This window comes from Cupriavidus sp. 21MJTG02-4 (assembly GCF_057798975.1).
In genome coordinates, this window is the sequence record NZ_JBYOJP010000009.1 from 159,037 (window position 1) to 183,288 (window position 24,252).

The following is a 24,252-nucleotide window of genomic DNA, read 5'->3' on the forward strand; positions in this document are numbered from 1 at the left end:
TCCTCACTCCCGATACAGATTCACGACCTTGCCGCCTGTGCCTTTCGGCGACGGCCGGTAGTCCAGCAGGCGCGACAGCTCGCCCGCGGTTTCCCTGACTTTTTCCACCATCGAGTCCAGCTGCGCCGGATCGATGTGCGCGGCCGGAATGGTCGCGCCCAGCGCCGCCACCACTTTGCGGGTGCGGTCGCGCACCGGCGCCGCGATGGTGGAGATGCTCGATTCGAAGAAGCCCTCGTGCAGCACATAGCCGCGCTCGCGGTCGTGCTGCACCAGTTCGTACAGCGCTTCCACGCTGGCCGGCGTGCGCTCGGAGAACGCTTCGAGCCGCGGCTCCGGGTAGAGCGCGCGCAGCTCGTCGAGCGACAGGTCTTCGAGCAGCACGCGGCCCAGCACCGTGGCATGCGCGGGCAGCCGCGTGCCGACATTCACCGTGCTGGCGAACGGGCGCGGCGATACCGCCTTGGCCACGTACACGATCGAGCGGCCGTCGCGCACCACCAGGTTGGACGGATAGCCGATCTCGTCGCGCAGGCGCTCCAGCAGCGGGCGGCCCAGTTCGGTCAGCTCCAGCGACGCCAGGTATTCGAAGCCCAGCCGCAGCACGGCCATGCCCAGGCGGAAGTCCCGGCCGCCCTCGGCGCGCTCGACAAAGCCGAGCATCTCGAGCGTGGTCAGCAGGCGGAACACCGTCGAGCGCGGCACCTGCAGGCGCCGCGCCAGCTCGGCCGCCGAGATCGCGCGGTCCTTGCTGTTGAACTCGCCGAGCAGGCGCAGGCCGCGCTCGAGGCCCGGGACGATGTACTTGTCCGGGAACTCGGCGGCGTTCTGCGTGGCGGCGGATTGCAGTGCGGTCATGGCCTGGGTACCTGTTTATGGCGCGGCGTGCGGGCGGGCGCGCGCATCAGCGCTTGATCTTCGACAGCGGGTGCTCGGGCGGGTACGTCGGCGTGATGGGCTTCTGGGCGCCCAGCATCACGCACATCAGCGCGTCTTCATCGCCGATGTTGATTTCCTCGCGGTACACGCCGGGCGGCACCGAGACCAGGTCGCGGTCGGTCAGGATGGTCTCGAAGCGCTCGCCATCCTTTTCCAGGACCAGCTTGATCTTGCCGCGCATGACGAAGAACACCTCTTCCACGTCGGTGTGGATGTGCATCGGGCCTTCATGGCCGGCCGGGATGATCATGGTCGAGAACGTGAAGTGCTCGGACGGCACGGTGTTGGTGTCGGCGGCCACGCCGGTGCCGCCGGTGCCCAGGTAGCGCATCTGCGCGCGGCGGTACTTCGGGTCGTAGTCGGCCTGGAACTTCAGCGCGTCCCAGTCGTACTTGCGCGTGGAGAAGCGCGCCACGCGGCTTTCCATCCACTGGTCGAACGAAGCGTCTTCCGGTTGTTCCCACGAACGCTTGATGTTTGCTGGTTGAGACAGGTCGCTCATCTGGATTCCTTCGGTTTCAGTTGATCGGTGGATCGGTGGATCAGTGCATGACAAAGCCGCCGTTGACCGCCAGCGTCTGGCCGGTCACGAAGCGGGCAAGATCGGACAGCGCGAACAGCACCGCGCCGCAGACATCGTCGGGCAGCTGTTCGCGCTGGATGGCGCGCTGCTCGCGATACAGGTCGTGCCGGTGCTGGGGCACGTATTCGGTGGCTTCCACCAGCGTCAGGCCCGGCGCCACCGCGTTGACGGTGATCTGGTCGCGGCCCAGTTCGCGCGCCAGCGAGCGGGTCATGCCGATGATGGCGCTCTTGCTCGCCACGTAGGCCAGCAGGTTGGGCGCGCCCCACAGCGGCGTGTCGGAGGCCAGGTTGATGACCGCGCCGCGGCCGCTGGCCTTCAGCGCCGGCAGGCAGGCGGTGGTCATCAGCCAGGTGCCGCGCACGTTGACGTTCATCACGCGGTCCCAGGTGGCGATGTCGATGGCGCTGGCGTCACGGCCGCCGGAATCGGTCACGGCGGCGTTGTTGACCAGGCCGTCCAGGCCGCCCAGGCCCTTGACGGCGGCGTCGGCGCAAGCCTGGATCGATGCCGGGTCGGACAGGTCCACCGGCACCGCCACCACCTTGAAGCCACGTGCGCGCAGCGCTTCGGCTTCCTGCTGCAGGCGTTCGGCCAGGATGTCGGCCATGGCCACCGTGGCACCGGCTTCGGCCAGCGACCTGGCGAAGGCCAGGCCCAGTCCGCGCGCCGCGCCGGTGACCAGCACCTTGCGCCCGGCCAGCAGCTTGCTGTTCTGCGTATCAGCCATGGCTGGCCACCCCCGCGGGTTTCAGCATGGCGACCGGCTCGTCGGCGATCTCCTGGTCGGCGCGGCGCTTCAGCAGGCGGCGCACACGCGTGATGCCGGCATCGTGCTGGTACAGCATTTCGTGGTCGCGCGCCTGCGGCGCCATCGACTCGAGCACCACGCGGTCCTGCTCGAGCACGTCCCAGTGCAGCTGCTCCAGGCGGTTGCGGTACAGGAAGCGCCAGACATCGCGCTGCCAGCCCTGCACGTGGCGGGTACGCCAGAAGAACACCATGCAGTGGTCCTCGTCGACCGGCGTGGCCATGCCGACGATGCCGAACGGGCCGCCAGGGCCGACCTTGTCGCGGTACGGAATCGCCAGGCGCAGCCACAGCGTGCCGGTCTCGCCGAATTCCACCCAGTCGAAGTTGACGCCGCGCTGGCCGACCTTCTCGAAGATCAGGCCGTGGTCGGTTTCGCGGATCTGCATCGTGGCCGACTTCTCGCCGCAGGCCATCGAGTGCGACACGGCGTGCAGGTAGGCGCCGTGCATCGGGTCCATGACGTTGTCGATGGCGTAGCGGTAGTTGCAGTCCCAGTGCGCCACGCACAGGAAGTTGCTGTGATCGTCGCTGACCAGCTCCTCGGGCAGGCGCAACACGTCGGGGCTGCCCTCGCCCTCTTGCGGGGCCTGGTCGCCGAACCACAGGAAGATCGCGCCGGCCTGTTCCTGCACCGGGTAGCTGCGCACGCAGGTGCGGCCTTCCAGCGGGCAGCTGTCCACGGCCGGCACGCTCTTGACCTGGCCGTCGCCGCCGACTTCCACGCCGTGGTACCAGCAGGCGACGCGGTCGCCCAGGTTCCAGCCCATCGACAGGCGGGCGCCACGGTGCGGGCAGCGGTCTTCCAGCGCGTGGACCTGGCCGGCGTTGTCGCGCCACAGCACGATGTTCTGGCTCAGGCGCGTGATGCCGATCGGGGCATGCGTCACGGCCCACGAGGCGGTGACCGGGTACCAGTAGTTGCGCAGGCCGCTGTTCAGGCGGGCTTCGGCGCGGGCTTGCTTGTTCGATTCCATCTTTGTCTCTCGGGCTCTGGGCTTGTCGGTCTGGCTGGCGGCGCTCAGGCGCCCAGCCGGCGCATTTCGGCCAGGAAGCGCTCTTCGGTCCAGGCCTGTCCGTCCAGGCACAGGAAGTTGGTGGCATTGAAGGCGCGCACGATGTCGGCGGGCGATTGCGCGCCGCCTTCGAACGCGGCTTCCAGCGCGTCGCCCAGTGCGTTCTCGTAGGCCGAAGGCGCGTCGGCGCGGGTCTGCCAGACGATGTTGGCTACCTTGCCCGGCTGCTCGATGCGGCCTTTGCCCGCGACGTTGTTCGGGGCCGGACGCTCCCAGGGAACCAGGTTGGGGTTGTACGAGAGGCTATCCATTGCGCTTTGCTCCATTTCTGCCTGCATGGGGACCGGTTTCATCACACTGCGACCCGTTTCAGGTCACGTTGCGTTTTGTTTTACTAATGAAACACTGGTTTAGATATTGAACACAGGTACGACTATAGACAACGATGATTCAAAAATAGACTGGGGTTAACCCGTGAAATGCGGAAAGTGCTGCCGGGGCGTCGCCCCGGCCAGGGAAGGATTAGCGGACAGCCGCTGGCAGCGCGCCGCGGATAAGGCGGGCCGTGGCGGAAGCCTGGTCGATGTAGCAGGCGTGCCCCGCATCGGGCACTGGTGCGAATGGCAGGCCGAAGCGCTCCGCCAGCATGCCGCAGGCCACGGGCGTGGTGACGATGTCCCGGCTGCCGCAGCCAATCTGCACGGGCACGGATGTCGGGCGCTTTGCCAGGTAGGCATCGATGTCGTCCCCGCACAGCATGGCCACCGCCTGCCGATAGCCATCCGGACGCAGGCGCCGCATGTTCCATCGCACCCAGGCCTGCGCGCTGTCGTCGGCGGTTTCGCTCAGCAGCCGCGCGGGTCCGCGCTCGGCCAGACCTTCCACGCCCAGTGACGCGAGCGCATCCAGCCGCTGCCGCGCGACTTCGCGCGCCTTGTCTTCCTTGCCTGGCCCGCCATAGCCCTGCGCCACGCTCAGCAGCAGCAATTGCGCGGGCAACCCGCCGTCATCCGCGCCGGCCAAATAGGCCGCCGCCATCAACGCGCCCAGCGAATGGCCGACGATCAGGTCGGGGCGCACGTTCAGCGCCCGCAGCCATTCCCGCAGGCGCGCCGCATAGTCCGAGGCCTTCGGCGCCGACTGCGCCAGCGGCGACGAATCGCCATAGCCCGGCGCATCCCACGCGAGCACGCGCGCGTGCGCGGCCAGCAGGCTGGCGCACGGCAGCCATGAGGCCGCCCCGGAACTGATGCCGTGCAGCAGCACGATCACCGGCCCCGCGCTGCCGCCGCTCCGATAGGCGACCTGCGCGCCATCACCGACCTGCGCGACGCGTTCCGCAAACCCGTTGTCTAGCGCGTCCAGCATGCCCTGAACCCGGGAGCATGAATCTTCACGGTCATTTTGTTCCATATATAAAACCATCGTTTGCAAATGAAACCTTATGACTATAGAAGCTGGTCTGCTGCATGAGGATCAGGGTTAACGACAGGTCCTGGATCTGACCCAATGTGGACGAGCCGGTCCGGTGCATGCGCTGCGACGGCGCTTTCGCCGGTGGTCATGGCCGGCTTCGGCCCGCGAAGGCTTTACTGGCGTGCCTTGCTGGATGACGGCCGGGATGTCGCCGCGGCTGCCGACAGCAGTACTGCGTGCGGACCCAACCCACGCGTGACACGCGCTCGTGTGCCGCCTTCGCCCTGGCGGTTGCGTCGCACACAGGCCTCAGTAGGGATAACCCTCCTCACTACCACGAAAAAGCCCGGCTATATTTCGTTCAACGTTTCTTAGGTTGTTTGATGTTTTATATATGAAACGTTAAAGCGGCTGAAAGCGCATCTTTAGAGATTTGCAGCATCCGCCCCAAGGACAGAACGAGCCAGAACGATTAGAAGACGGAACCAGGAAGGAAACGGTAGATGAAACTTGCACGAATCGCTGCAGCAGGCCTGCTTGCAGCCTCCCCCCTGCTGGCCTCGGCCCAGTCGGTCACGCTGTACGGCGTGGTCGATACCGGCGTCGAGTATGTCAACAATGTCGGCGCCAATGGCTATGGCCTGACGCGCGTGCCCAACAACACCGCGACCGTCCCCTCGCGGTGGGGCCTGCGTGGCAGCGAGGATCTCGGCGGCGGCCTGAAGAGCCTGTTCGTGCTGGAATCGGGCTTCGCGCCCGACACGGGCAGCGCCAACCAGGGCGGCCGCCTGTTCGGCCGCCAGGCGCTGGTGGGACTGTCGAACCAGTATGGCCAGCTTTCGTTCGGCCGCCAGTACACCATGCTGTTCTGGGCCACGCTCGACAGCGATATCCTGGGCCCCAACGTCTACGGCTCGGGTTCGCTGGACAGCTACCTGCCCAACACGCGCGCCGATAACTCGGTCTCGTACAAGGGCACCTTCGGCGGCGTGACGGTTGGCGCGACGTACAGCTTCGGCCGTGACGCGGTCAATGCCGGCCCGAGCCCGGGCGGTACCAACTGCGCCGGCGAAAACGCGGCCGACAAGAAGGCCTGCCGCGAGTGGTCCGCCATGATCCAGTACGCGACCAACTGGTGGGGCGTGCATACCGCGTATGACTCGCAACGCGGCGGTCCCGGCGCGTTCGCCGGCCTGACCAACAGCAACCTGACCGACGACCGCCTGTCGGTGGGCGGCTACATGATCCTGTCGCGCACCAAGCTCGGTGCCGGCTGGCTGCGCCGCGACAACGAAGGCAGCGCAACCCGCATCAGCGACCTGTACTACGCCGGCGCGTCCTACGACATCACGCCCGCGGTCAACCTGGCCGGCCAGGTCTACTACCTGAACTACCACGGCAGCGACAACAAGGCCTGGCTGTACGCGGTGCGCGGCACGTATTCGTTCAGCAAGCGCACCTCGGTGTATGCGACCGCCGGCTTTATCGACAACGGCGGCCAGCTGGCCTCGTCCGTCAGCGGCGGCTCGCCGGGCTCCAACCCGAAGCCGGGTGCCAACCAGTTCGGCACCATGCTGGGCATCAAGCACATCTTCTAAGCACCGCGTTGGCACGACACAGTCCGTGCGGCGACCGCGCTGGCCCCTGCGCCAGCACGCCGCGCGGCTGACCTGAAGCACTCACTTGCCATCGTCCGCGCGCATGCCCGATGCGCCGGACTCCAGTTTTCAGAGGTCCACCATGAAGTCTGCACGCCGGAAAGTCCTTGCCACCGCCATCGCTGCCGGCACCGCCGCCCTGTTCGCCGGCGGCACCGCCCTGGCCCAGGGCGCCTATCCCAACAAGCCGATCACCATCGTGGTCGCCTACCCCGCCGGCGGCGACGTCGACGTGCTGGCCCGCCTGTTCGCCGAGAAGCTGGCGCCGCGCCTGAAGCAATCGATCGTGGTCGAGAACCGCACCGGCGCGGCCGGCACCATCGGCAGCGCCTATGTGTCGCGTGCCAATCCGGACGGCTACACGCTGCTGCTGGCACCGAACACGGTTGCCATCGCGCCGCTGGTGCTCAAGCCCGGCACGGGCGCCAGCTACGACGTGCAGCGCGACTTCACGCCGATCTCGCAGATCGGCACGCAGTCGCTGTTCGTGGTGGTGAACAAGGGCACCGGCATCACCAAGGTCAGCGACCTGGTCGCGCGGGCCAAGGCAGGCAAGGTGGAAACCTATGCCACGCCGGGCAATGGCTCGCCGATGCACATCATGGGCGAGCTGTTCAACAAGTCCGCCGGCGTGAAGATCAACCAGGTGCCATACCGCGGCCTGGCCCCGGCCATCGTCGACGTGCTTGGCGGACAGGTGCCGGTGACCTTCGTCACCTATGGCGCGGTGGCCCAGTATGTCGGCAACGGCAGCCTCGTCCCGATCGCGGTGGCCGACCAGAAGCGTTCGCCGTTCGCCCCCAATGTCCCGACGCTGGCCGAGCAGGGCTACAAGGACGTGGAGATCGGCGCCTGGCAGGCGCTGCTGGGGCCGAAGGGCATGTCGCCGGAACTCGTGCGCACGCTCAACGGGCACATCAACGAGATCCTGAAGATGCCCGACGTCGTGGCGCGCATGGCCACCATCGCCGTCACCCCGAAGGGCGGCGAGCCTGCGGTGCTGCAGCAGTTGCTGACTGCCGACACGGCGCGCTATACGAAGATCGTCAAGGAGTTCAATATCCAGGCCGACTGACGCGCACCGCGATCGCGCGCGCAGAAAATCGAAGGGCCCGGTTCCTCGCGGAACCGGGCCCTTCTTGCTGGTGCAGGCCGATAGTCAGTTGACCTGCCGCCCCATGCCTTCCCAATACGGCTCGCGCAGCTTGCGGCGCAGCAGCTTGCCCGACGGGTTGCGCGGCAGGGCTTCGACGAAGTCGATGCTCTTCGGCACCTTGAAGCCGGCCAGCCGCTGCCGGGTCCAGCTGATGATGCTGTCGAGGTCCGCGCCCTGCCCCGGCTTGAGCACGATGATGGCCTTGACCGCCTCGCCCCACTTCTCGTCCGGCACGCCGATCACGGCCACGTCCGCCACGATCGGATGGCCGTAGATGGCGCTCTCCACCTCGGCGGGATACACGTTCTCGCCACCGCTGATGATCATGTCCTTCACGCGGTCGTGGATGTAGAGATAGCCCTCGGCGTCGAGGTAGCCGGCATCGCCGGTGCGCAGCCAGCCATCGGCATCGATCGTGCGTGCGGTTTCCTCGGGCTGCTTCCAGTAGCCGGACATATTGTGCGCGGAGCGGATCACCACCTCGCCCACTTCGCCCGGCGCCAGTTCGCGCCCTTCGTAGTCCACCACCTTCAGCGCCACGCCGGGCAGCGGCTTGCCGGCCGCGCGCATGCGCGGCACCTGCTCCGTGGTGTGGTCTTCCGGCGGCAGCGCCACGATCGTGCCCGTGGTTTCGGTCATGCCGTACTGCTGCACGAAGCCACAGCCGAAGACCTCGATGCCCTCGCGCAGCAACGCCGCCGGAATCGGCGCCGCGCCGTACAGCAGGTACTTCAGGCGCGAATAGTCCACCGCGCGCGCACGCGGGTCGCGCAGCACGATCTGCATCGCGGCCGGCACCATGAACAGCTTGCTGATGCGCTCCTGCTCGATGAAGTCGAGCACCGCGCGCGGATCGAACTCCCGCGCCACCACGCCCTTGGCGCCCGACAGCAGGTTGCGCAGGCCCCAGCCCGAGCCGCCGATATGCGCCACCGGCATCGCCACCAGCGAGATATCGTCCGCGGTCCAGTGCGACCAGGGAATCGATTCGCGCTCGCTGACCTCGGTGCCGATGGTCAGGTTGCGGTGGGTCAGCATGGCACCCTTGGGGCGCCCGGTCGTGCCCGAGGTATAGAGCTGCAGCACGACGTCATGGGCGTCGGGCTGGTGGTCCGGCAACGTGGCGGGCTGCGCGTCGCGCCAGTCCGCATAGACCGGCCAGTCCGGGTTGCCACCGGCCTCCATCGCGACCACCTGGCGCACCATCGGCAGCGCCGGCAGCAAACCCTGCACCATCGCCGCGGATTCCGGCCCCACCAGCAGCAGCACGGCGTCGCAGTGGCCGATGATGAATTCCACCTCGGGCGGTGCCAGCCGCCAGCTTGCCGGCGTCATGATCGCGCCCATCTTGGCGGCGCCGATCCAGGCTTCGAAGTAGTGGTCGCAATTCTTGCCGACGTAGCCGATATGGTCGCCGGCTCGCACGCCCGCCGCGAGCAATGCCTGCGCGACGCGGCTGGTGTTGCGCTCGAACTCGGCATAGGTGGTCTGGCGGCCTTCGAACGCGTAAGCGACCGCGTCAGGCCTGAGGCCGGCAAAGTGGCGCACGGCCTGAGGCAGCGTGGCCAGATAGCTGAAATCCATCGACGTCTCCCCCTTCTCTTGTAAAAACGGCCCGGCCAGGCCGGGCCGCAGCATTCCCCTGCGGAATCAGCGTGGCCGGATCAGCGCGGTGCCATGCGGATGGCGCCGTCCAGGCGCACAGATTCGCCGTTGAAATAGCCATTGCGGCACATCTCGACGGCAAGCGAGGCAAACTCCTCCGGCTGGCCCAGGCGCTTGGGGAACGGCACGGACGCGCCCAGCGCGGCCTTGACGTTCTCGGGGGCACCTTGCAGCAGCGGCGTATTGAAGATGCCCGGCAGGATGGTGTTGACGCGGATGCCTTCACCGGAGAGATCGCGCGCGATCGGCAGCGTCATCCCGACCACGCCGGCCTTCGATGCCGAATAGGAAGCCTGGCCGATCTGGCCGTCCTGCGCCGCCACCGATGCCGTGCTGATGATCACGCCGCGGTCGCCGCTGGCGGTGTGGTCCAGCGTCAGCATGCCGGCGGCCGAGCGCGCGATGCAGCGGAAGGTGCCAATCAGGTTGATCTGGACAATGCGCTCGAACGCATCGGTCGGGAAGAACTTGATCTGCGACGGGTCTTCCTTCGAGCGCGAAGCGGTCTTGATTGCATTGCCGGTGCCGGCGCAATTGACCAGGATGCGTTCCTGGCCGATGGCGGCGCGCGCCTTGGCGAAGCCGGCCTCGACTTCGGCTTCCGAGGTCACGTTGACCTGGCAGAACACGCCGCCCAGTTCACGCGCCAGCGCTTCGCCCTTCTCGACATTGAGGTCGAACAGCGCCACGCGCACGCCCTGCGCCGCCAGCGCACGGGCCGTCGCCGCGCCCAGGCCCGAGGCGCCGCCGGTCACGATGGCCGATACCGATGCATTGAGTTCCATTACCGTGTTCCTTCCGTCTGGTTTTTGCCGGGTCATTGCCGCACGCGCGACAGGCCCGATACGGGTGTCAAAGCCGGCGCCGGGGAGCGTCGGAGCGGGTTCGAGATTCGTGGATCGGGCCCTGACACGCATCGTCGGAAGCGACGAATGCACCGATACGCCACTTTCATGGCTTTTCGCAGCATCGCAACACCGCCTCCGGGACCCGGCTTCGCGGACCGGGATGGGACCAATGCGCTACAGTGTCGCGCATGGAAGGCTTGACCGATCCCATGCGCCCTCATCTCCCCGACCTCCGCTGGCACCTGCGCCGGCATGCCTGGCTGCTGCTCGCCGCGCTGCTGCTTTCGCCGCTGTTTCACCGGCCCGCCAGTGCGGCGCCGGCAAACCCCCTCGTTGCCGCGATCCAGCAGAGCGATGCCAGGGCCGCGCCGGCCAGCGTCCCGTTGGCCCAATCGCTCGACCAGGTCATTGGCACCCTGCAGGACGACACGCAACGCAAGGCCCTGCTGGAACAATTGCGATCATTGCGCAGCGGGCTGGACGCCGCGGCGTCGGCGCCCGTCGCGCCGGCCTCGTCACCGGGCCTGATCGGCGCCGTGGCGCAGGCGCTCGATGAATTCGATACGCAGCTGCGCAAGGACCACGGCCCCTGGCACTACTGGCGCTGGCGCTCGCAGTTCGCGGCCGAGGAATGGCGGGCGTCCGTGACGCACAACGGCACGCGCGCCGGGCTCGACTCGCTGCGCGAGTTCGCCGTGGTGATCGGTGGCTGGGCGCTGTGCGGATGGGTCCTGTGGGAGATCGGCCACCGCATCCGGCTGCGGCGCAGGAAGCATGCCGACGGCAAGGTCACGCTGGTGCGCAAGCCGCGCAGCGGGCTGCCCGACGTGCCGTCGTGGATCGATGTCGGCATCTATATGTTGCGGCGCATCGGGCCGTGGGTCGCGGCATTCGGGCTCACGGTGCTGCTCGCCTACCGCAATTTCTCGCAATCGCCGGCGAGCGTGGCCGCCGTGATGGTGGCCCATGCCATCGTCGCCGGAGCCATCGCGGCCGCGGTCTGCCAGGTCATCTTCGCGCTGTTCCGCACCGCGCACCGCCGGCTGGCGGTGCACCAGCTGCTGACGCGCTCGCCATTGCTGCTGTTCTGCACCGGCGCCCTGGCCGCACTCGGCAACAGCGCCACCGACAGCCGCATTACGGCCGTGCTCGGCGCTAACCTGTGCGCCTTGCTGTCGACGGCGGCCAATGTCGCCGCGGCAATCCTGATCGGCGTGTTCGCGCTGCGCTTCCGGCGCCAGGTCGGCCAGCTGATCGCGCAGCGGCCGCTCGAATTCCGGCAGTCGCATCCGGCCCTGACGGACCTGCTGCGCCTCGCCGGCCAGGCCTGGCACCTGCCGGTGCTGGCAGTGGTGGTGGCCTCGGTGATCGGCACCGTGCTGGCCACCGGCCATGCCGACGTCTTCCTGCGCCGCACGGTGGCCTCGGTGGCGCTGCTGGTGTTCGCGCTGCTGCTGACGCTGGTTGCCGGCCGCTCGCCCAAGGCCAGCGTGCGCGCGCCACGCATCCGCGACCGGCGGCGCTCGGCCTACCTGGAACGCTTCGGGCGCTTTGCCATGGCGCTGGTACGCGTGGTGATCTGGGTCACCGTGATCGAGCTGGGCGCGCGCATCTGGGGCACATCGGTGCTGCACCTGGCGCAAGCGTCGCCGGCGGGCCGGCATATCGCGGAGTCCATGCTGAGCGTCACGGCCACGGTCCTGCTGGCGTGGCTGGTCTGGCTGCTGATCGACACGGCCATTACCCAGGCGCTGTCTCCCGCCTATGGGCGCGCCGCGCAGCCGAGCATGCGGGCCAAGACCATCCTGCCGCTGGTGCGCAACGCGTCGCTGGTCACGCTGCTGGTGATCGCGATGATCGTGGTCCTTGCCAACCTGGGGGTCAATGTCACGCCGCTGCTCGCGGGTGCCGGCGTGGTGGGGCTGGCGATCGGCTTCGGCGCGCAGAGCCTGGTGCAGGACCTGATCACCGGGCTCTTTATCGTGATCGAGGATTCGATCGCCATTGGCGACTCGATCGAGCTGCCCGACCATGCCGGCGTGGTCGAAGGCATGACCATCCGGACCGTCAAGCTGCGCGATGGCAAGGGCGCCCTGCATACGCTGCCATACAGCCAGATCAAGGCGGTCAAGAACCTGTCGCGCGGCTACGGCTACGCCGTGTTCAGTATCGGCATCGCCTACCAGAGCGACCTGGACCGGGCCCTCGACCTGATCCGCGCCACCGGCGCCCAGGTCGCGCGCGATCCGCGCTATGCGCACAAGCTGCTGTCCGGCCTGGAGATCCTGGGCCTGGATCGCTTCGACCCGAGCGGCCCGGTGGTGATGGCCCAGGTCAAGACCCGCCCGCTGATGCAGGCCGAGATCACGCGCGCGTTCAACGCGCTGCTGAAGCGGCAATTCGATGCCAATGGCATCGGCATGGCCTCCCCAAGCCTGACCATCCAGCTCGCAGGGGGGGCTGCCGGGGCCGCAAGTGTCGAAGCCATCATGCCGACATCGAAATGAGATGCATGCGTCATGCAAGACAGGTGCGCTTGTCGCTTTTGCGAAACGCCCGTCCCTTTTGCGCGTCAAAAATCCCTCACGAATCCGATCTCGCGCATTAACATCCCTGCGTTATGCAGGCGTCGACATATGCCGATCGTCCGGTGGTTCCCGCTTCGCGGGGCCATAGCCCCCCGAAGCGGGGGATAAAACCGGCACGATTGTTTGGCATCATGGCCGGCACTCGGGCACGGTCATGCCTGAGGGGCATCCTGCACACGGGGCCGCAAGCCAGGGCACCGTTGCCACAGGGCGCGACAGACGCCCGGGCAGGCACTGGCACCAAGGGAACACAAAAGAGCAGCCATTAGAAAATGGCGTCAGTCAAGGCGTTTGCCACCGGGGGAACTGAATATGGGCGAACACCCGAGTCTCGACGATGACTTTCATCGTCTGGTCGACTCTATCTACGAGTCTGCAATGGACGTGGCGGCAATGCCCGCTGCCCTGGACCTTTTTTCCCGCTACACAGCCACAGGCAGCCCGCGCTACCTGATCTGGGACAAGCTTGCCGGCCACGCCCGGCTCGGCGTGACTCCGCACGGTTGTTTCACCAGTGGCATCAACCTGCCTGAAGACATCGTTGTGCCATCGGCAAGCGTCGGCCATCCGGCTACCGCCGAAGCCGCACTCGCATCCGCCGGGGCCGGCGCCGGCGCCGCACTGGCAATGGGGGACGGCGAGGAGACCGACGTGGCCGTCGCCGGCGACGGCAGCGGACTCGAGCAGGGCTTCCGGCTCATCGACACCAGCGAGATCTGCGTGCTCATGAGCGGCACCACCTCGGAGCACAGCCACCTGCATGGCAGCGTGCGCGAACGCCGCCTGGCCCATGTCATGCCGCACTGGGTCCGCGCGGCGCGCATGCAGCAGCGCAACTTCGAACTGAGCGGACTGGCCTCGCTCGGGCTGGCCGGACTCGACACGCTCGATTTCGGCGTCATGGTGCTGCAGGCGGACATGCGCGTGCGCTACGCCAACAGCTGGGCCGAATCGCTGGTGCAGGCCGACAGCAACCTTGCGCTGGAACGCGGCGTGCTGCGTGCGCGCGATGCCGCGCTGCAGGACGTGCTGCAGCGGCTGCTCGACGGCGCCGTGCGGGGCCGCAGTGCCGACGCCGCCGCGGGCTCATGGATGCACATCACCTCCGGCGGGCAACCGGTACCGATCATCGTGGTGCCGCTGGTCTCGCGCCAGCCAGTGGAAGGCCCGTGGCAGCTGCCCGCGGCGATGATGCTGCTCGGCAACTCGGAATCGCGCTCGGTGCTCGATGCCGCGGTCTTGACGTCGCTGTTCGGGCTGTCGCGCAAGGAAAGCATCATTGCCATCCGGCTCGCGGCCGGCGAAACGCTCAATGAAATCGCCGAGCGGGAGTTCCTGTCGCCCCATACCGTGCGCGTGCATATCCGCGATACGCTGCGCAAGACCGGCACGCACCGGCAGTCCGAGCTGGTGCGGCTGCTGCATTTGCTGCCTGGCGTGAACCTGATGCGGACGGCAGCTTGTCCGGTGGCGCGGCCCAGGGGGAGGCAGGTCAAGAACGGGTGAGTGCCCGTGCCCGGGGCTGACCTCAGCCCTCCCCCTCCACCGCCGCCAACGCCGCGGCAAGAAACCTCTGCACCTGCCGGTCCGCGTCATCCGCCCGCGCGGCCAGCGCAATGCCAATGCGCCCCGCCGGCCGCGGACTCGAGATCGGCAGGAACTTCACCCTGCGGTTCGCATAGCGCGTTGTCACGCTGGGCACCAGCGCCACCCCCAGGCCGCTTTCCACCAGGCTGACGATGGTCTGCACCTGCACCGCTTCCTGCGTGACGCGCGGCACGAAGCCGGCCTGCTGGCACAGCATCATGGCGACCGCATGCAGGTTGGGCACAGCCGCGGCCGGATGCATGATGAACGGCTCGGCGGCCAGTGCCTTCAGCGGAATGGATGTCTGGCTGGCATGCGGGCTGTCCGCCGGCACCGCGGCGACGAACACATCGGTTTCCAGCGGCGTGAGGGTGTAGCCGCCGCTGCTCAAGATCGGAAACCGCACCAGCCCGGCGTCGAGCCGATGGTTTTCGAGCTGGTCCAGGATGGCCGCCGTGGTGGATTCCTGCAGCACCAGCTCGATCCCCGGATGCGCGGCGCGGAATGCGGGAATCAGCTTCGGCAGCAACGCATAGGTGGCGGAGCCGATGAAACCGATGCGCAAGGCGCCCCGCTCGCCCTGCGCGGCCGCCATGGCCGCCGCACGTGCCTGGCTGGCGTGGAACAGCGCGCGGCGCGCGTCCTGCAGCGCCGCCTCGCCCGCCTGCGTCAGCCGGACCCCGCGCGGGGTGCGCACGAACAGCGCGGCGCCGAGCTGCTCCTCCAGCTTGCGGATCGAAATCGACAGCGGCGGCTGCGCCATGTGCAGGCGCTCGGCGGCCCGGTGGAAGTTGCCCGTCTCGGCCAGGGCAACAAACTGCTGGAGCTGGCGCAGATCCATGTCGATATCCTGTGAATATCAATTTCTAAAAAAGTAATATTAGACCAGATACCTGCCGCTGATCTACGCTGTGCCCCACAGAACCAGATCCGGAGACAGACGCATGCTGCCCTTAGCCGGCATCCGCGTGATCGACCTTTCCACGGTCGTGATGGGCCCTTATGCCAGCCAGTGGCTGGCCGACTTTGGCGCCGAGGTCATCAAGGTCGAACCGCCCGAGGGCGATTCCACGCGCCGCACCGGCCCCGCCGCCGAAGCCGGCATGGCCGCGATTTTCCTGGGCGTGAACCGCAGCAAGAAGAGCGTCGTGCTGGACCTGAAGCAGCCGGCGGCGCAGGCGGCGCTGGAACGCCTGCTGTCCGGCGCCGACGTGCTGATGCACAGCATGCGCCCGCAAAAGCTGGCCGCGCTGGGCCTGTCGCCGGACGACGTGAGGGCGCGCCACCCGCAACTGGTCTACGTCAGCCTGCTCGGATTCGCAGAGGATGGCCCGTACGGCGGCCGCCCGGCCTACGACGACATCATCCAGGGCCTGTCCGGCAATGCCGCGCTGATGGCGGCGCAGACCGGCAGCAGCCGCTATTTCCCGACCATCGCGGCGGACAAGACCAGCGGCCTGGTCGCGGCGCTGTCGGTGTGCGCGGCGCTGGCCGGCCGCGCGCGCGGCAACGGCAACGGCAATGGCAATGGCAGCGGCCACGGCGCCATGGTCGAGGTGCCGATGTTCGAATCCATGGTGGCCTTCAACCTGGTGGAGCACTTCTACGGCCGGCATTTCGAACCGCCGCGCGGCGGCACCGGCTACCCGCGCGTGCTGGCGCCGCTGCGCCGGCCCTACCAGAGCGCCGACGGCCATGTCTGCATGATGCCGTACACCGATGCCCACTGGCGCGACTTCTTCCGCGCCGCCGGCCGCCCCGAACTGGCCGCGGATGCGCGCTTCACCGATATCTCGGCGCGCACCGCGCACATCGAAACGCTGTACGAAATCACCGGTGAAATCGTGCGCGGACATAGCACCGCGCACTGGCTGGAAGTCTGCGAAGCGCTGCAGATTCCCGTGGCCCGGGTCAACGAACTCGACGACCTGCCCGACGATCCGCACCTGCGCGCGACGGGCTTTTTCGAACCGGTCGAAGATCCCGCCATGGGCGCCTTGCGCTTTCCGGGAGCACCGGTACGCTTTGATGGGGCACGCGCACCGATCGGCGTGCCGCCACGCCTCGGCGAGCACACCGCGCAGCTGCTTGCGCGGGCCGGGATGACGCAGCAGGACATCGACGGGCTTAGCGCCACGGGTGCCGCGTACTGCGCCCCGCAGCCGCCGGCCCCGCCTGACAACGCCAAGGAGACCACATGATGCAAAGCCACCTGCCCCGCCTGGGCCAGGGCTTCTACTGGCAGGACCTGAAGGAAGGCCAGGCCTTCCGCACCTTCCGCCGCACCGTGACCGAGACCGACCTCGTGAACTTCATCTCGGTCACCGGCATGGTCGAGGCGATCTTTATCGAGGACGGCTACGACGCCGGCGCGATCCGCGGCCGGCCGGTCCCGGGCGCGCTGACCTACACGCTGATCGAAGGCTTCATCCTGCAAACCATGATCCAGGGCACCGGCCTGGCGATGCTGGAACTCACGCAGCAGATCCTTGCCCCGGTGGTGGTCGGCGACACGGTATGGGCCACCGTCACGGTGACGGGCATCCGGCCGACATCGCGCGGCAACCGCGCGGTGGTGGACTCGGCCATCGAGGTCTTCAACCAGCGCAACGAGAAAGTCATGACGTACACGGCGCGCCGGCTGCTGGCCGGACACCCGGACTGAAACCGCCGCGCGCTACGCTCGACTGACCCTGGGCTTCGTCCCAGCCCCACGCCCTCACGCAACTGGATATTCAACGTGACCGCATTGCTTTCCACCTTCCAGCTCACCAGCCTGCCGCCGCACGCCACGGCGTTCCGCGAGCAGGTCCGGGCCTTCCTGGCCGAACACATGCCGGCGCTGCCGCCTGAAGTGCGGGCACGCTCGTGGATGGGCTTCGACGCCGCCTTCAGCCGCGCGCTGGCCGCGCGCGGCTGGGTCGGCATCACGCTGCCGGCGACCTGCGGCGGCGCCGGGCTGGACCCGTTTTCGCGCTTTGTGCTGGTGGAAGAACTGCTGGCCGCCGGCGCGCCCGTGTCCGCCCACTGGATCGCCGACCGCCAGAGCGGCCCGCTGATCCTGCGCTATGGCACGGAAGCGCAGAAGGCCAGGTACCTGCCCGCCATCTGCCGCGGCGACGCCTTCTTCTGCATCGGCATGAGCGAACCGAACTCGGGCTCCGACCTGGCCAGCGTGGCCACGCGCGCGGTGCGGCAGCCGGACGGCAGCTGGCGCCTGAACGGGCGCAAGATCTGGACGACCAACGCCAACCACTGCCACTACATGCTGGCGCTGGTGCGCACCTCGGGCACGCCGCAGGACCGGCAGGCCGGGCTGTCGCAGGTCATCGTCGATCTCTCCGCGCCCGGCGTCACCGTGCGCCCGATCCAGGACCTGACCGGCGATGCGCATTTCTCGGAGGTGAGCTTCGAGGACGTGGCGCTCGCACCGGACGCCCTGATCGGCCAGGAAGGCAGCGGCTGGGAACAGGTGAACGCCGAGCTGGCATTCGAGCGCAGCGGCCCCGAGCGGCTCTATTCGAGCGTGGTGCTGCTCGACACCTGGCTGGCGGCGCTGCGGCGCCTGCCCGAAGCGCGGCGCGACACCGTCACCGCCGGCCGGCTGGTCGGCCACCTGGCGGTGCTGCGCGCCATGTCGCTGGCCGTGACGGCACGCCTGGCCGCGGGGGAAAGCCCGGTGGTCGAAGCCGCGCTGGTGAAGGACCTGGGCACGACCTTCGAACAATCGATCCCGGCGCTCGTCGAAGCCGCGCTGGGCGACGAACCGGCGCTGGCCGCCGATGGCGCGCTGTACCGCACGCTGGCCTATGTCACGCAGATCGCCCCGTCCTATTCGCTGCGCGGCGGCACCCGCGAAATCCTGCGCGGCATGATTGCGCGCGGCCTGGGGCTGCGCTGATGCGCCGAAGCCCCGCACGCGTCCAACACTGAACCCATCGCCATGCATAACACCTATTCCGACGCGCTCGACGACTTGCTGCGCGATCAATGCCAGCCCGCGACCGTGCGCGCCATCGAACAAGGCGCCGACCCGGCGCCGCTCTGGCAGGCGCTGCTCGACAGCGGCTTTGCCGACTGCCTGCTGCCCGAATCGGCGGGCGGTGCCGGCCTGTCCCTGTCCGACCTGGCGCCCGTGCTGTACGTGCTGGGCCGCCACGCCATGCCCTTGCCGCTCGCGCAGACGCTGTTTGCGCGAGCGTTGCTGCAGGCCCACGGCGTGACCGTGCCCGCCGAGCCGATCGCGCTGGCCAGCCTCGACGATGGCAGCCTCGCCACGCTGGTGGCCGATGCGCGTCACGCAGGCTGGTTCCTGGCGCAGTCCGGTACCCGCTGCGTGCTGCTGCCGGCCGCCGCTGCCGGTGCCGAGCCGACTGGCGCTCACGCCGACCAGACCATGCGGCTGCCGCGCTTCGACGGCAAGGCAGGGACGGCCTTCGCGCTGCCCGCCGGCACCCTGCGCACCATCGGCGCCTGCCTGCATGCCGCGCAGATGGCCGGCGCGCTGTCCCAGGTCATGGACATGACGCTGCAGTACGCCAACGACCGCCTGCAGTTCGGGCGCGCGATCGGCAAGTTCCAGGCCATCCAGCACCAGATCAGCGAGATGGCCGAGCACGTCGCCGCCTCGCGCCTGGCCGCGCAGATCGCCTGCGACAGCACCGGCAGCCACCCTGACCCGGTACGCGCCGCCATCGGCAAGCTGCGCGCCAGCGACGCGGTCACGCCGGTCGCGGCCATCGCCCACGCCGTGCATGGCGCCATCGGCATTACCGAGGAATTCGACCTGCAGCTGTACACGCGGCGCCTGCATGCGTGGCGCGTGGCGGACGGATCGGAGCGGTGGTGGAGCCGCGTGCTGGGCGAACGGGTCTGCGCCGAACCATCGCGCGGCGCGGTGGAGTTGGCGCGCGAGTGGTACGAGGCGACGGCCTGAGGCACGCCAGGAAATGAAACGGCGGCCCGGTCCGGGGCCGCCGCATCGCAGTGAAAGCGCCGCCTCAGGCGGCCAGGCTCAGTCCGCCTCCTGGCACCTTCTTGTGACGCCGTTCCGGCTTGCACTCGTACTTGAGTTCGCGCCGCCCGTCCTCATACGCCACTTCGAGCCGCACATTGAAGCCCCACAGGCGCGTCACGTGGCGGATCACTTCGTCGAAGTTGTGCGACAGCGGCCGGCGGTCGCTCTGCTGGTGGCGCAACGTGAGCGAGCGGTCGCCGCCCACATCGACATTGGTGACCTGGATATTGGGCTCCATGCCGGACAGGTCGTACTGCGACGCCAGCAGCTGCCGGATCATGCGGTAGCCTTCGTCGTTATGGATGGCCGTCACGCGCAGCTTGTTCTCGCGGTCATCGTCCAGCACCGAGAACAGCTTCAGTTCGCGGATCACGCGCGGCGACAGGAACTGCAGCAGGAAGCTCTCGTCCTTGAAGTTGCGCATGGCGAAGTCCAGTGTCGTGCGCCAATCCGATCCGGCGATCTCCGGTGCCCAGCGGCGGTCTTCCTCGTCCGGGTGCTCGCACATGCGGCGCAGGTCCTGGAACATCAGGAAGCCCAGCGTGTACGGGTTCAGGCCGCTGTAATACGGGCTGTTGTACGGCGGCTGGTAGATCACGTTGGTGTGGGCCTGCAGCAACTCCAGCATGAAGGCGTCATTGACCAGCTTCTCCTCGTAGAGCTGGTGGATGATGGTGTAGTGCCAGAACGTGGCCCAGCCTTCGTTCATCACCTTGGTCTGTCGCTGCGGATAGAAGTACTGCGCGATCTTGCGCACGATGCGCACGATCTCGCGCTGCCACGGCGCCAGCCTGGGCGCATTCTTCTCGATGAAGTACAGCAGGTTCTCCTGCGGCTCGGGCGGGAACGAGGATTCCGGTTCCGCCGCATCTTCATCCGCCGCGAGCGCGTGGGGACGATGCCTGGGCAGCGTGCGCCACAGGTCATTGACCTGCATCTGCAGGTAGTTTGCGCGCTCGGTCTGACGCGCCTGCTCTTCGTTGATCGACAGTTTCTTGGGCCGCTTGTAGCGGTCCACGCCGTAGTTCTGCAGCGCGTGGCAGGAATCGAGCAGCATCTCCACTTCCTGCTCGCCATAGCGCTGCTCGCACTCCAGCACGTAGTTCTTGGCGAACAACAGGTAGTCGATGATGGCGTCCGCATTGGTCCAGGTGCGGAACAGGTAATTACCCTTGAAGAAGGAATTGTGCCCATAGCAGGCATGCGCGATGGTGAGCGCCTGCATCGGCAGCGTGTTCTCCTCCATCAGGTAGGCAATGCAAGGGTTGGAGTTGATGACGATCTCATAGGCCAGGCCCATGTGGCCGCGCTGGTAACTGCGCTCCGAGGCCAGGAAATGCTTGCCATATGACCAGTGGCTGTACCCCACTGGCAGCCCTGCCGACGCATAGGCATCCAGCATCTGCTCGGCCGTGATGATCTCGATCTGGTTGGGATAGGAGTCCAGTCCGAACTCGCCGGCAATGCGCGCGATTTCGCGGTCATACCGGTTGATCAGCTCGAAGGTCCAGTCCGAACCCGTGGAGAGATAAGCCATCTTCACCTCCGTCTGGCACAGCCGTCCGCGCCGGCAGCGCCTGCCGGGACGGCGCCGCCGCGCCGCGTTGCAAAGGTCCTGCCGGCCCGCCCGAACCGGCAGGCCGCCAACGTACCGCCAACGTACCGCCCGTCAGGCCGCGCGCTTCTGGAACAGGTCGTGCAGCACGGGGTAGATCTCGTCCGCGCTGATAATCCGCTGCATCGCGAAGTGCTCGAACTGGCTCTTGACCGTCAGGTACTCTTCCCAGAGGTTCTGCGGTTCTTCGGACGCCACTTCCACGTAGGCAAAATATTGCACCAGCGGCAGGATCGCCTCGCGCAGCAGCCGGCCGCACAGTTCGGAGTCTCCGGCCCAGTTGTCGCCGTCGGACGCCTGCGCGCAGTAGATATTCCACTGGCTCGGCGGGTAACGGTCGTGGATGACCTCGACCATCAGCTTCAGCGCGCTGGACACCACCGTACCACCGGACTCGCGCGAATGGAAGAAATCCTCCTCTTCCACTTCCTTGGCCACGGTGTGATGGCGGATGAACACGACATCGATACGCTCGTAATTGCGCTTCAGGAACAGGTACAGCAGCATGAAGAAGCGCTTGGCGAGATCCTTCCTGCTCTCGTCCATCGACCCCGACACGTCCATCAGGCAGAACATTACCGCCTGCGCCTGGGGCCGCTTCTTGAGCACGCGGTTGTTGTAGCGCAGGTCGAGCTTCTCGATGAACGGCACGCGGTCGATGCAGGCGCGCAGATGCCGCATTTCCTTCATCATTTCGAGCGCGGCTTCGCTGTAGGGCCCTTCCTTCTCCAGCGCCTCGCTGTATTCCTTCTCCAGTTCGCGCAGGCGCTTCTGGTACGGGCTGGACAGCGCAATGCGCCGGCCGAGCGAGCTGCGCATGGTGCGCAGGATGGACAGGTTGGAAGGCGTGCCGTCGATGGAGAACCCGGCCCGCACCTTGCGGACCTCGGCGATCTTGGCGAGGTGGCGCTTGGCCAGGTCCGGTAGCGCCATGTCCTCGAAGAAGAAATTCAGGAAATCCTCGCGCGACAGCGTGAAGACGAAATCATCCTCGCCCTCGCCGCTGTCGCTGGCACGCGAGCCGGTCCCGCCGCCGCCCTGCTGCTGGCGGTCGAATGAATCGCCCCGGACGAATTTCTTGTTGCCGGGATGAATCCATTCGCGCCGCCCGCCCGGGCCGTGGTGAAAGATCGGCTCGGAGATGTCCTTGACCGGAATGGACACCTGCCCGCTCTGCTCGATGTCCATGATCTTCCGGCCGGACACCGCCTTTGCAACCGCCTGGCGTATCTGCTCGCGGTAGCGCTTGATAAAGCGCTGCTTGTTGACGGCACTTTTGTTGCCGCCGTTCTCACGCCTGTCGATGACCGTGGCCATGTATTTGCCCTCGATGAGAGGCCTGGTTCAGGCGCCGTTAGGATGATTTTCTTACGCGCAGATACCACTCCACCAAAAGTCGGACTTGCTTCGGCGTATACCCCTTCTCCGTCATGCGGTTGACGAAATTCTCGTGCTTGTCCTGGTCTTCGCGCGAAGACTTGGCATTGAACGAGATGACCGGCAGGAGATCCTCGGTGGTCGAGAACATGCGCTTCTCGATCACCATCCTGAGTTTCTCGTAGCTGGTCCAGACCGGATTCTTGCCACCGTTGTTGGCCCGGGCGCGCAGCACGAAATTGACGATCTCGTTGCGGAAGTCCTTCGGGTTCGAGATGCCCGCGGGCTTCTCGACCTTCTCGAGCTCGTCGTTCAGCGCATTGCGGTCAAGGATTTCACCGGTATTCGGATCGCGGTACTCCTGGTCCTGGATCCACAGGTCGGCGAACACCACGTAGCGGTCGAAGATGTTCTGACCATACTCGGAATACGATTCCAGGTATGCCGTCTGGATCTCCTTGCCGATGAACTCCACATACGGCGTGGTCAGGTACTCCTTGATATAGGAGAGCAGCTTCGCTTCCTGTTCCGGCGGGAACTGTTCGCGCTCGATCTGCTGTTCGAGCACGTACAGCAAGTGGACCGGGTTGGCCGCGACCTCGGTGTTGTCGAAGTTGAAGACCTTGGACAGGACCTTGAACGCGAAGCGCGTCGACAGGCCGTTCATGCCCTCATCCACGCCGGCGTAGTCGCGATATTCCTGGTACGACTTCGCCTTCGGATCGACGTCCTTCAGGCTCTCGCCGTCATAGACGCGCATCTTGGAGAAGATGTTGGAGTTCTCGGGCTCCTTGATGCGCGTGAGCACCGCGAACTGCGCCATCATCTTCAGCGTGCTGGGCGCATTCGGCGCCGCCGACAGCGAACTGCTGCGCAGCAGCTTGTCGTAGATCTTCACCTCTTCGGACACGCGCAGGCAGTACGGCACCTTGACGATATAGATCCGGTCAAGGAAGGCCTCGTTGTTCTTGTCCTGCTTGAAGGTCTGCCATTCGGCCTCGTTCGAGTGCGCGAGGATCACGCCATCGAACGGAATCGCGCCAAAGCCTTCGGTGCCCTTGTAGTTGCCTTCCTGCGTGGCGGTCAGCATCGGGTGCAGGACCTTGATCGGCGCCTTGAACATCTCGACGAACTCGAGCAGGCCGCGGTTGGCCAGGCACAGGCCGCCGGAATACGAATAGGCGTCCGGGTCGTCCTGCGGGAAATCCTCGAGCTTGCGGATATCCACCTTGCCGACCAGCGAGGAGATGTCCTGGTTGTTTTCGTCGCCAGGCTCCGTCTTGGAGATCGCGATCTGCGACAGTACCGACGGGCGCAGCTTGACCACGCGGAACTGCGTGATGTCGCCATTGAACTCGTGCAGGCGCTTCACCGCCCACGGCGATGGAATGGTGTTCAGGTACCGGATCGGGATGCCATAGTCCTCTTCCAGAATCTTGCCGTCTTCCTCCGGCGAGAACAGGCCGAGCGGAGATTCATGGATGGGCGAACCCTTCAGCGCATAGATGGGCACCTCCTCCATCAACGCCTTCAGCTTCTCTGCCAGCGAGGACTTGCCGCCACCGGGAGGCCCGAGCAGATACAGGATCTGCTTGCGCTCCTCCAGCCCTTGCGCGGCATGCTTGAAGAAGGCAACGATCTGCTCGATCGTGTCCTCCATGCCGTAGAAGTCGCGGAAAGCCGGATAGATCCGGATCACCTTGTTGAAGAACAGCCGTGACAGGCGCGGATCGTGGTGGGTATCCACCAGCTCCGGCTGACCGATCGCGGCGAGCATGCGCTCAGCCGCAGTCGCATAGGCGGTCGGATCCTTCTTGCAGATATCCAGGTACTCCTGGATGCTGTATTCCTCTTCCTTGCGAGCTTCGAAACGCGTGGCGTAATGGCCGAAAATGTCCATACCTCACTCCCGTCAGAGTCCCCGTCCGAGGCGAAAGCACTGCTACTCCCCTGAGGCTTCGCGCCAGCTTTCGCGCT

20 protein-coding genes are annotated in these 24,252 nt (G+C 66.8%); 8 read left to right on the forward strand and 12 right to left on the reverse strand.

Annotated features, from left to right (window positions below):
- Nucleotides 1-3 precede the first annotated feature (3 nt).
- From AC3FKH_RS19300 to AC3FKH_RS19325, 6 genes are all read right to left on the reverse strand, one after another.
- Nucleotides 4-858 carry an IclR family transcriptional regulator gene (locus AC3FKH_RS19300; protein WP_483732851.1) on the reverse strand — a complete coding sequence of 285 codons (855 nt, stop codon included), beginning with the start codon at nt 856-858 and terminating at the stop codon, nt 4-6.
- Nucleotides 859-904: 46 nt separating this feature from the next.
- A complete protein-coding gene (locus AC3FKH_RS19305) occupies nt 905-1,441 on the reverse strand; it encodes a cupin domain-containing protein (RefSeq protein ID WP_483712189.1) in 537 nt (178 codons plus the stop codon).
- Nucleotides 1,442-1,481: 40 nt separating this feature from the next.
- The gene (locus AC3FKH_RS19310) at nt 1,482-2,252 is read right to left on the reverse strand and encodes an SDR family oxidoreductase (protein ID WP_488677436.1); all 771 of its coding nucleotides are present in this window, start codon (nt 2,250-2,252) and stop codon (nt 1,482-1,484) included.
- Nucleotides 2,245-3,309 carry an aromatic ring-hydroxylating dioxygenase subunit alpha gene (locus tag AC3FKH_RS19315; RefSeq protein ID WP_488677437.1) on the reverse strand — a complete coding sequence of 355 codons (1,065 nt, stop codon included), beginning with the start codon at nt 3,307-3,309 and terminating at the stop codon, nt 2,245-2,247. Before AC3FKH_RS19315 ends, AC3FKH_RS19310 begins: the two co-directional genes overlap by 8 nt.
- A 44-nt stretch (nt 3,310-3,353) precedes the next feature.
- Nucleotides 3,354-3,659, reverse strand: coding sequence for a recombinase-like helix-turn-helix domain-containing protein (locus AC3FKH_RS19320; RefSeq protein WP_488677438.1), 306 nt, complete (start codon nt 3,657-3,659; stop codon nt 3,354-3,356).
- Nucleotides 3,660-3,870: 211 nt separating this feature from the next.
- Nucleotides 3,871-4,761, reverse strand: coding sequence for an alpha/beta fold hydrolase (locus AC3FKH_RS19325; protein ID WP_488677439.1), 891 nt, complete (start codon nt 4,759-4,761; stop codon nt 3,871-3,873).
- A 506-nt stretch (nt 4,762-5,267) separates the two neighbouring features.
- On the opposite strand from AC3FKH_RS19325, the gene AC3FKH_RS19330 reads away from it, so the two are divergent.
- The gene (locus AC3FKH_RS19330; protein ID WP_488677440.1) at nt 5,268-6,362 is read left to right on the forward strand and encodes a porin; all 1,095 of its coding nucleotides are present in this window, start codon (nt 5,268-5,270) and stop codon (nt 6,360-6,362) included.
- Nucleotides 6,363-6,504: 142 nt separating this feature from the next.
- On the forward strand, nt 6,505-7,497 hold the full coding sequence (locus tag AC3FKH_RS19335) for a Bug family tripartite tricarboxylate transporter substrate binding protein (protein ID WP_488677441.1): 993 nt from the start codon (nt 6,505-6,507) through the stop codon (nt 7,495-7,497).
- Between the two features lie 84 nt (nt 7,498-7,581).
- Here the strand turns inward: AC3FKH_RS19335 and AC3FKH_RS19340 are convergent, their stop codons facing one another.
- Both AC3FKH_RS19340 and AC3FKH_RS19345 read right to left on the reverse strand, forming a co-directional pair.
- Entirely contained in the window at nt 7,582-9,162 is a 1,581-nt protein-coding gene (locus tag AC3FKH_RS19340; RefSeq protein WP_488677442.1) for a fatty acid--CoA ligase, read from the reverse strand.
- Nucleotides 9,163-9,242: 80 nt separating this feature from the next.
- Nucleotides 9,243-10,028 carry an SDR family NAD(P)-dependent oxidoreductase gene (locus AC3FKH_RS19345; protein WP_483732860.1) on the reverse strand — a complete coding sequence of 262 codons (786 nt, stop codon included), beginning with the start codon at nt 10,026-10,028 and terminating at the stop codon, nt 9,243-9,245.
- Between the two features lie 272 nt (nt 10,029-10,300).
- Here AC3FKH_RS19345 and AC3FKH_RS19350 point away from each other — a divergent pair, with 272 nt between their 5' ends.
- Both AC3FKH_RS19350 and AC3FKH_RS19355 read left to right on the forward strand, forming a co-directional pair.
- Nucleotides 10,301-12,598, forward strand: coding sequence for a mechanosensitive ion channel family protein (locus AC3FKH_RS19350; protein WP_488677443.1), 2,298 nt, complete (start codon nt 10,301-10,303; stop codon nt 12,596-12,598).
- Between the two features lie 393 nt (nt 12,599-12,991).
- On the forward strand, nt 12,992-14,185 hold the full coding sequence (locus tag AC3FKH_RS19355; protein WP_488677444.1) for a helix-turn-helix transcriptional regulator: 1,194 nt from the start codon (nt 12,992-12,994) through the stop codon (nt 14,183-14,185).
- A 22-nt stretch (nt 14,186-14,207) separates the two neighbouring features.
- Here AC3FKH_RS19355 and AC3FKH_RS19360 read toward each other — a convergent pair whose 3' ends face one another.
- The gene (locus AC3FKH_RS19360) at nt 14,208-15,107 is read right to left on the reverse strand and encodes a LysR family transcriptional regulator (RefSeq protein WP_488677445.1); all 900 of its coding nucleotides are present in this window, start codon (nt 15,105-15,107) and stop codon (nt 14,208-14,210) included.
- Between the two features lie 103 nt (nt 15,108-15,210).
- Between AC3FKH_RS19360 and AC3FKH_RS19365 the strand changes: the two genes are divergently transcribed.
- The 4 genes from AC3FKH_RS19365 (at nt 15,211) to AC3FKH_RS19380 (ending at nt 19,202) form a co-directional block, all read left to right on the forward strand.
- On the forward strand, nt 15,211-16,467 hold the full coding sequence (locus AC3FKH_RS19365) for a CaiB/BaiF CoA transferase family protein (RefSeq protein ID WP_488677446.1): 1,257 nt from the start codon (nt 15,211-15,213) through the stop codon (nt 16,465-16,467).
- The gene (locus AC3FKH_RS19370; protein WP_483712206.1) at nt 16,464-16,931 is read left to right on the forward strand and encodes a MaoC family dehydratase; all 468 of its coding nucleotides are present in this window, start codon (nt 16,464-16,466) and stop codon (nt 16,929-16,931) included. The genes AC3FKH_RS19365 and AC3FKH_RS19370 overlap by 4 nt, the downstream gene beginning before the upstream one ends.
- 75 nt (nt 16,932-17,006) lie before the next feature.
- Entirely contained in the window at nt 17,007-18,167 is a 1,161-nt protein-coding gene (locus tag AC3FKH_RS19375; protein ID WP_488677447.1) for an acyl-CoA dehydrogenase family protein, read from the forward strand.
- Between the two features lie 42 nt (nt 18,168-18,209).
- Nucleotides 18,210-19,202 carry an acyl-CoA dehydrogenase family protein gene (locus AC3FKH_RS19380; protein ID WP_488677448.1) on the forward strand — a complete coding sequence of 331 codons (993 nt, stop codon included), beginning with the start codon at nt 18,210-18,212 and terminating at the stop codon, nt 19,200-19,202.
- A 64-nt stretch (nt 19,203-19,266) separates the two neighbouring features.
- On the opposite strand, the gene AC3FKH_RS19385 is transcribed toward AC3FKH_RS19380, so the two are convergent.
- The 3 genes from AC3FKH_RS19385 to AC3FKH_RS19395 all read right to left on the reverse strand — a co-directional run bounded on the left by AC3FKH_RS19385 (nt 19,267) and on the right by AC3FKH_RS19395 (nt 24,175).
- Nucleotides 19,267-20,820, reverse strand: coding sequence for a SpoVR family protein (locus AC3FKH_RS19385; RefSeq protein ID WP_483732867.1), 1,554 nt, complete (start codon nt 20,818-20,820; stop codon nt 19,267-19,269).
- 132 nt (nt 20,821-20,952) lie between these two features.
- Nucleotides 20,953-22,215 (reverse strand): YeaH/YhbH family protein, encoded by a 1,263-nt coding sequence (locus AC3FKH_RS19390; RefSeq protein ID WP_483712211.1) that lies wholly within the window; start codon nt 22,213-22,215, stop codon nt 20,953-20,955.
- A gap of 37 nt (nt 22,216-22,252) precedes the next feature.
- Nucleotides 22,253-24,175 (reverse strand): PrkA family serine protein kinase, encoded by a 1,923-nt coding sequence (locus AC3FKH_RS19395; protein WP_483732868.1) that lies wholly within the window; start codon nt 24,173-24,175, stop codon nt 22,253-22,255.
- Between the last annotated feature and the right edge of the window lie 77 nt (nt 24,176-24,252).

Coding starts and splice junctions, on each gene's coding strand:
- AC3FKH_RS19395 (WP_483732868.1), bottom strand. CDS start 24,175: ATGGACATTTTCGGCCATTACGCCACGCGTTTCGAAGCTCGCAAGGAA.
- AC3FKH_RS19345 (WP_483732860.1), bottom strand. CDS start 10,028: ATGGAACTCAATGCATCGGTATCGGCCATCGTGACCGGCGGCGCCTCG.
- AC3FKH_RS19340 (WP_488677442.1), bottom strand. CDS start 9,162: ATGGATTTCAGCTATCTGGCCACGCTGCCTCAGGCCGTGCGCCACTTT.
- AC3FKH_RS19315 (WP_488677437.1), bottom strand. CDS start 3,309: ATGGAATCGAACAAGCAAGCCCGCGCCGAAGCCCGCCTGAACAGCGGC.
- AC3FKH_RS19320 (WP_488677438.1), bottom strand. CDS start 3,659: ATGGATAGCCTCTCGTACAACCCCAACCTGGTTCCCTGGGAGCGTCCG.
- AC3FKH_RS19385 (WP_483732867.1), bottom strand. CDS start 20,820: ATGGCTTATCTCTCCACGGGTTCGGACTGGACCTTCGAGCTGATCAAC.
- AC3FKH_RS19380 (WP_488677448.1), top strand. CDS start 18,210: ATGCATAACACCTATTCCGACGCGCTCGACGACTTGCTGCGCGATCAA.
- AC3FKH_RS19305 (WP_483712189.1), bottom strand. CDS start 1,441: ATGAGCGACCTGTCTCAACCAGCAAACATCAAGCGTTCGTGGGAACAA.
- AC3FKH_RS19370 (WP_483712206.1), top strand. CDS start 16,464: ATGATGCAAAGCCACCTGCCCCGCCTGGGCCAGGGCTTCTACTGGCAG.
- AC3FKH_RS19335 (WP_488677441.1), top strand. CDS start 6,505: ATGAAGTCTGCACGCCGGAAAGTCCTTGCCACCGCCATCGCTGCCGGC.
- AC3FKH_RS19300 (WP_483732851.1), bottom strand. CDS start 858: ATGACCGCACTGCAATCCGCCGCCACGCAGAACGCCGCCGAGTTCCCG.
- AC3FKH_RS19330 (WP_488677440.1), top strand. CDS start 5,268: ATGAAACTTGCACGAATCGCTGCAGCAGGCCTGCTTGCAGCCTCCCCC.
- AC3FKH_RS19325 (WP_488677439.1), bottom strand. CDS start 4,761: ATGGAACAAAATGACCGTGAAGATTCATGCTCCCGGGTTCAGGGCATG.
- AC3FKH_RS19350 (WP_488677443.1), top strand. CDS start 10,301: ATGCGCCCTCATCTCCCCGACCTCCGCTGGCACCTGCGCCGGCATGCC.
- AC3FKH_RS19355 (WP_488677444.1), top strand. CDS start 12,992: ATGGGCGAACACCCGAGTCTCGACGATGACTTTCATCGTCTGGTCGAC.
- AC3FKH_RS19360 (WP_488677445.1), bottom strand. CDS start 15,107: ATGGATCTGCGCCAGCTCCAGCAGTTTGTTGCCCTGGCCGAGACGGGC.
- AC3FKH_RS19390 (WP_483712211.1), bottom strand. CDS start 22,215: ATGGCCACGGTCATCGACAGGCGTGAGAACGGCGGCAACAAAAGTGCC.
- AC3FKH_RS19310 (WP_488677436.1), bottom strand. CDS start 2,252: ATGGCTGATACGCAGAACAGCAAGCTGCTGGCCGGGCGCAAGGTGCTG.
- AC3FKH_RS19365 (WP_488677446.1), top strand. CDS start 15,211: ATGCTGCCCTTAGCCGGCATCCGCGTGATCGACCTTTCCACGGTCGTG.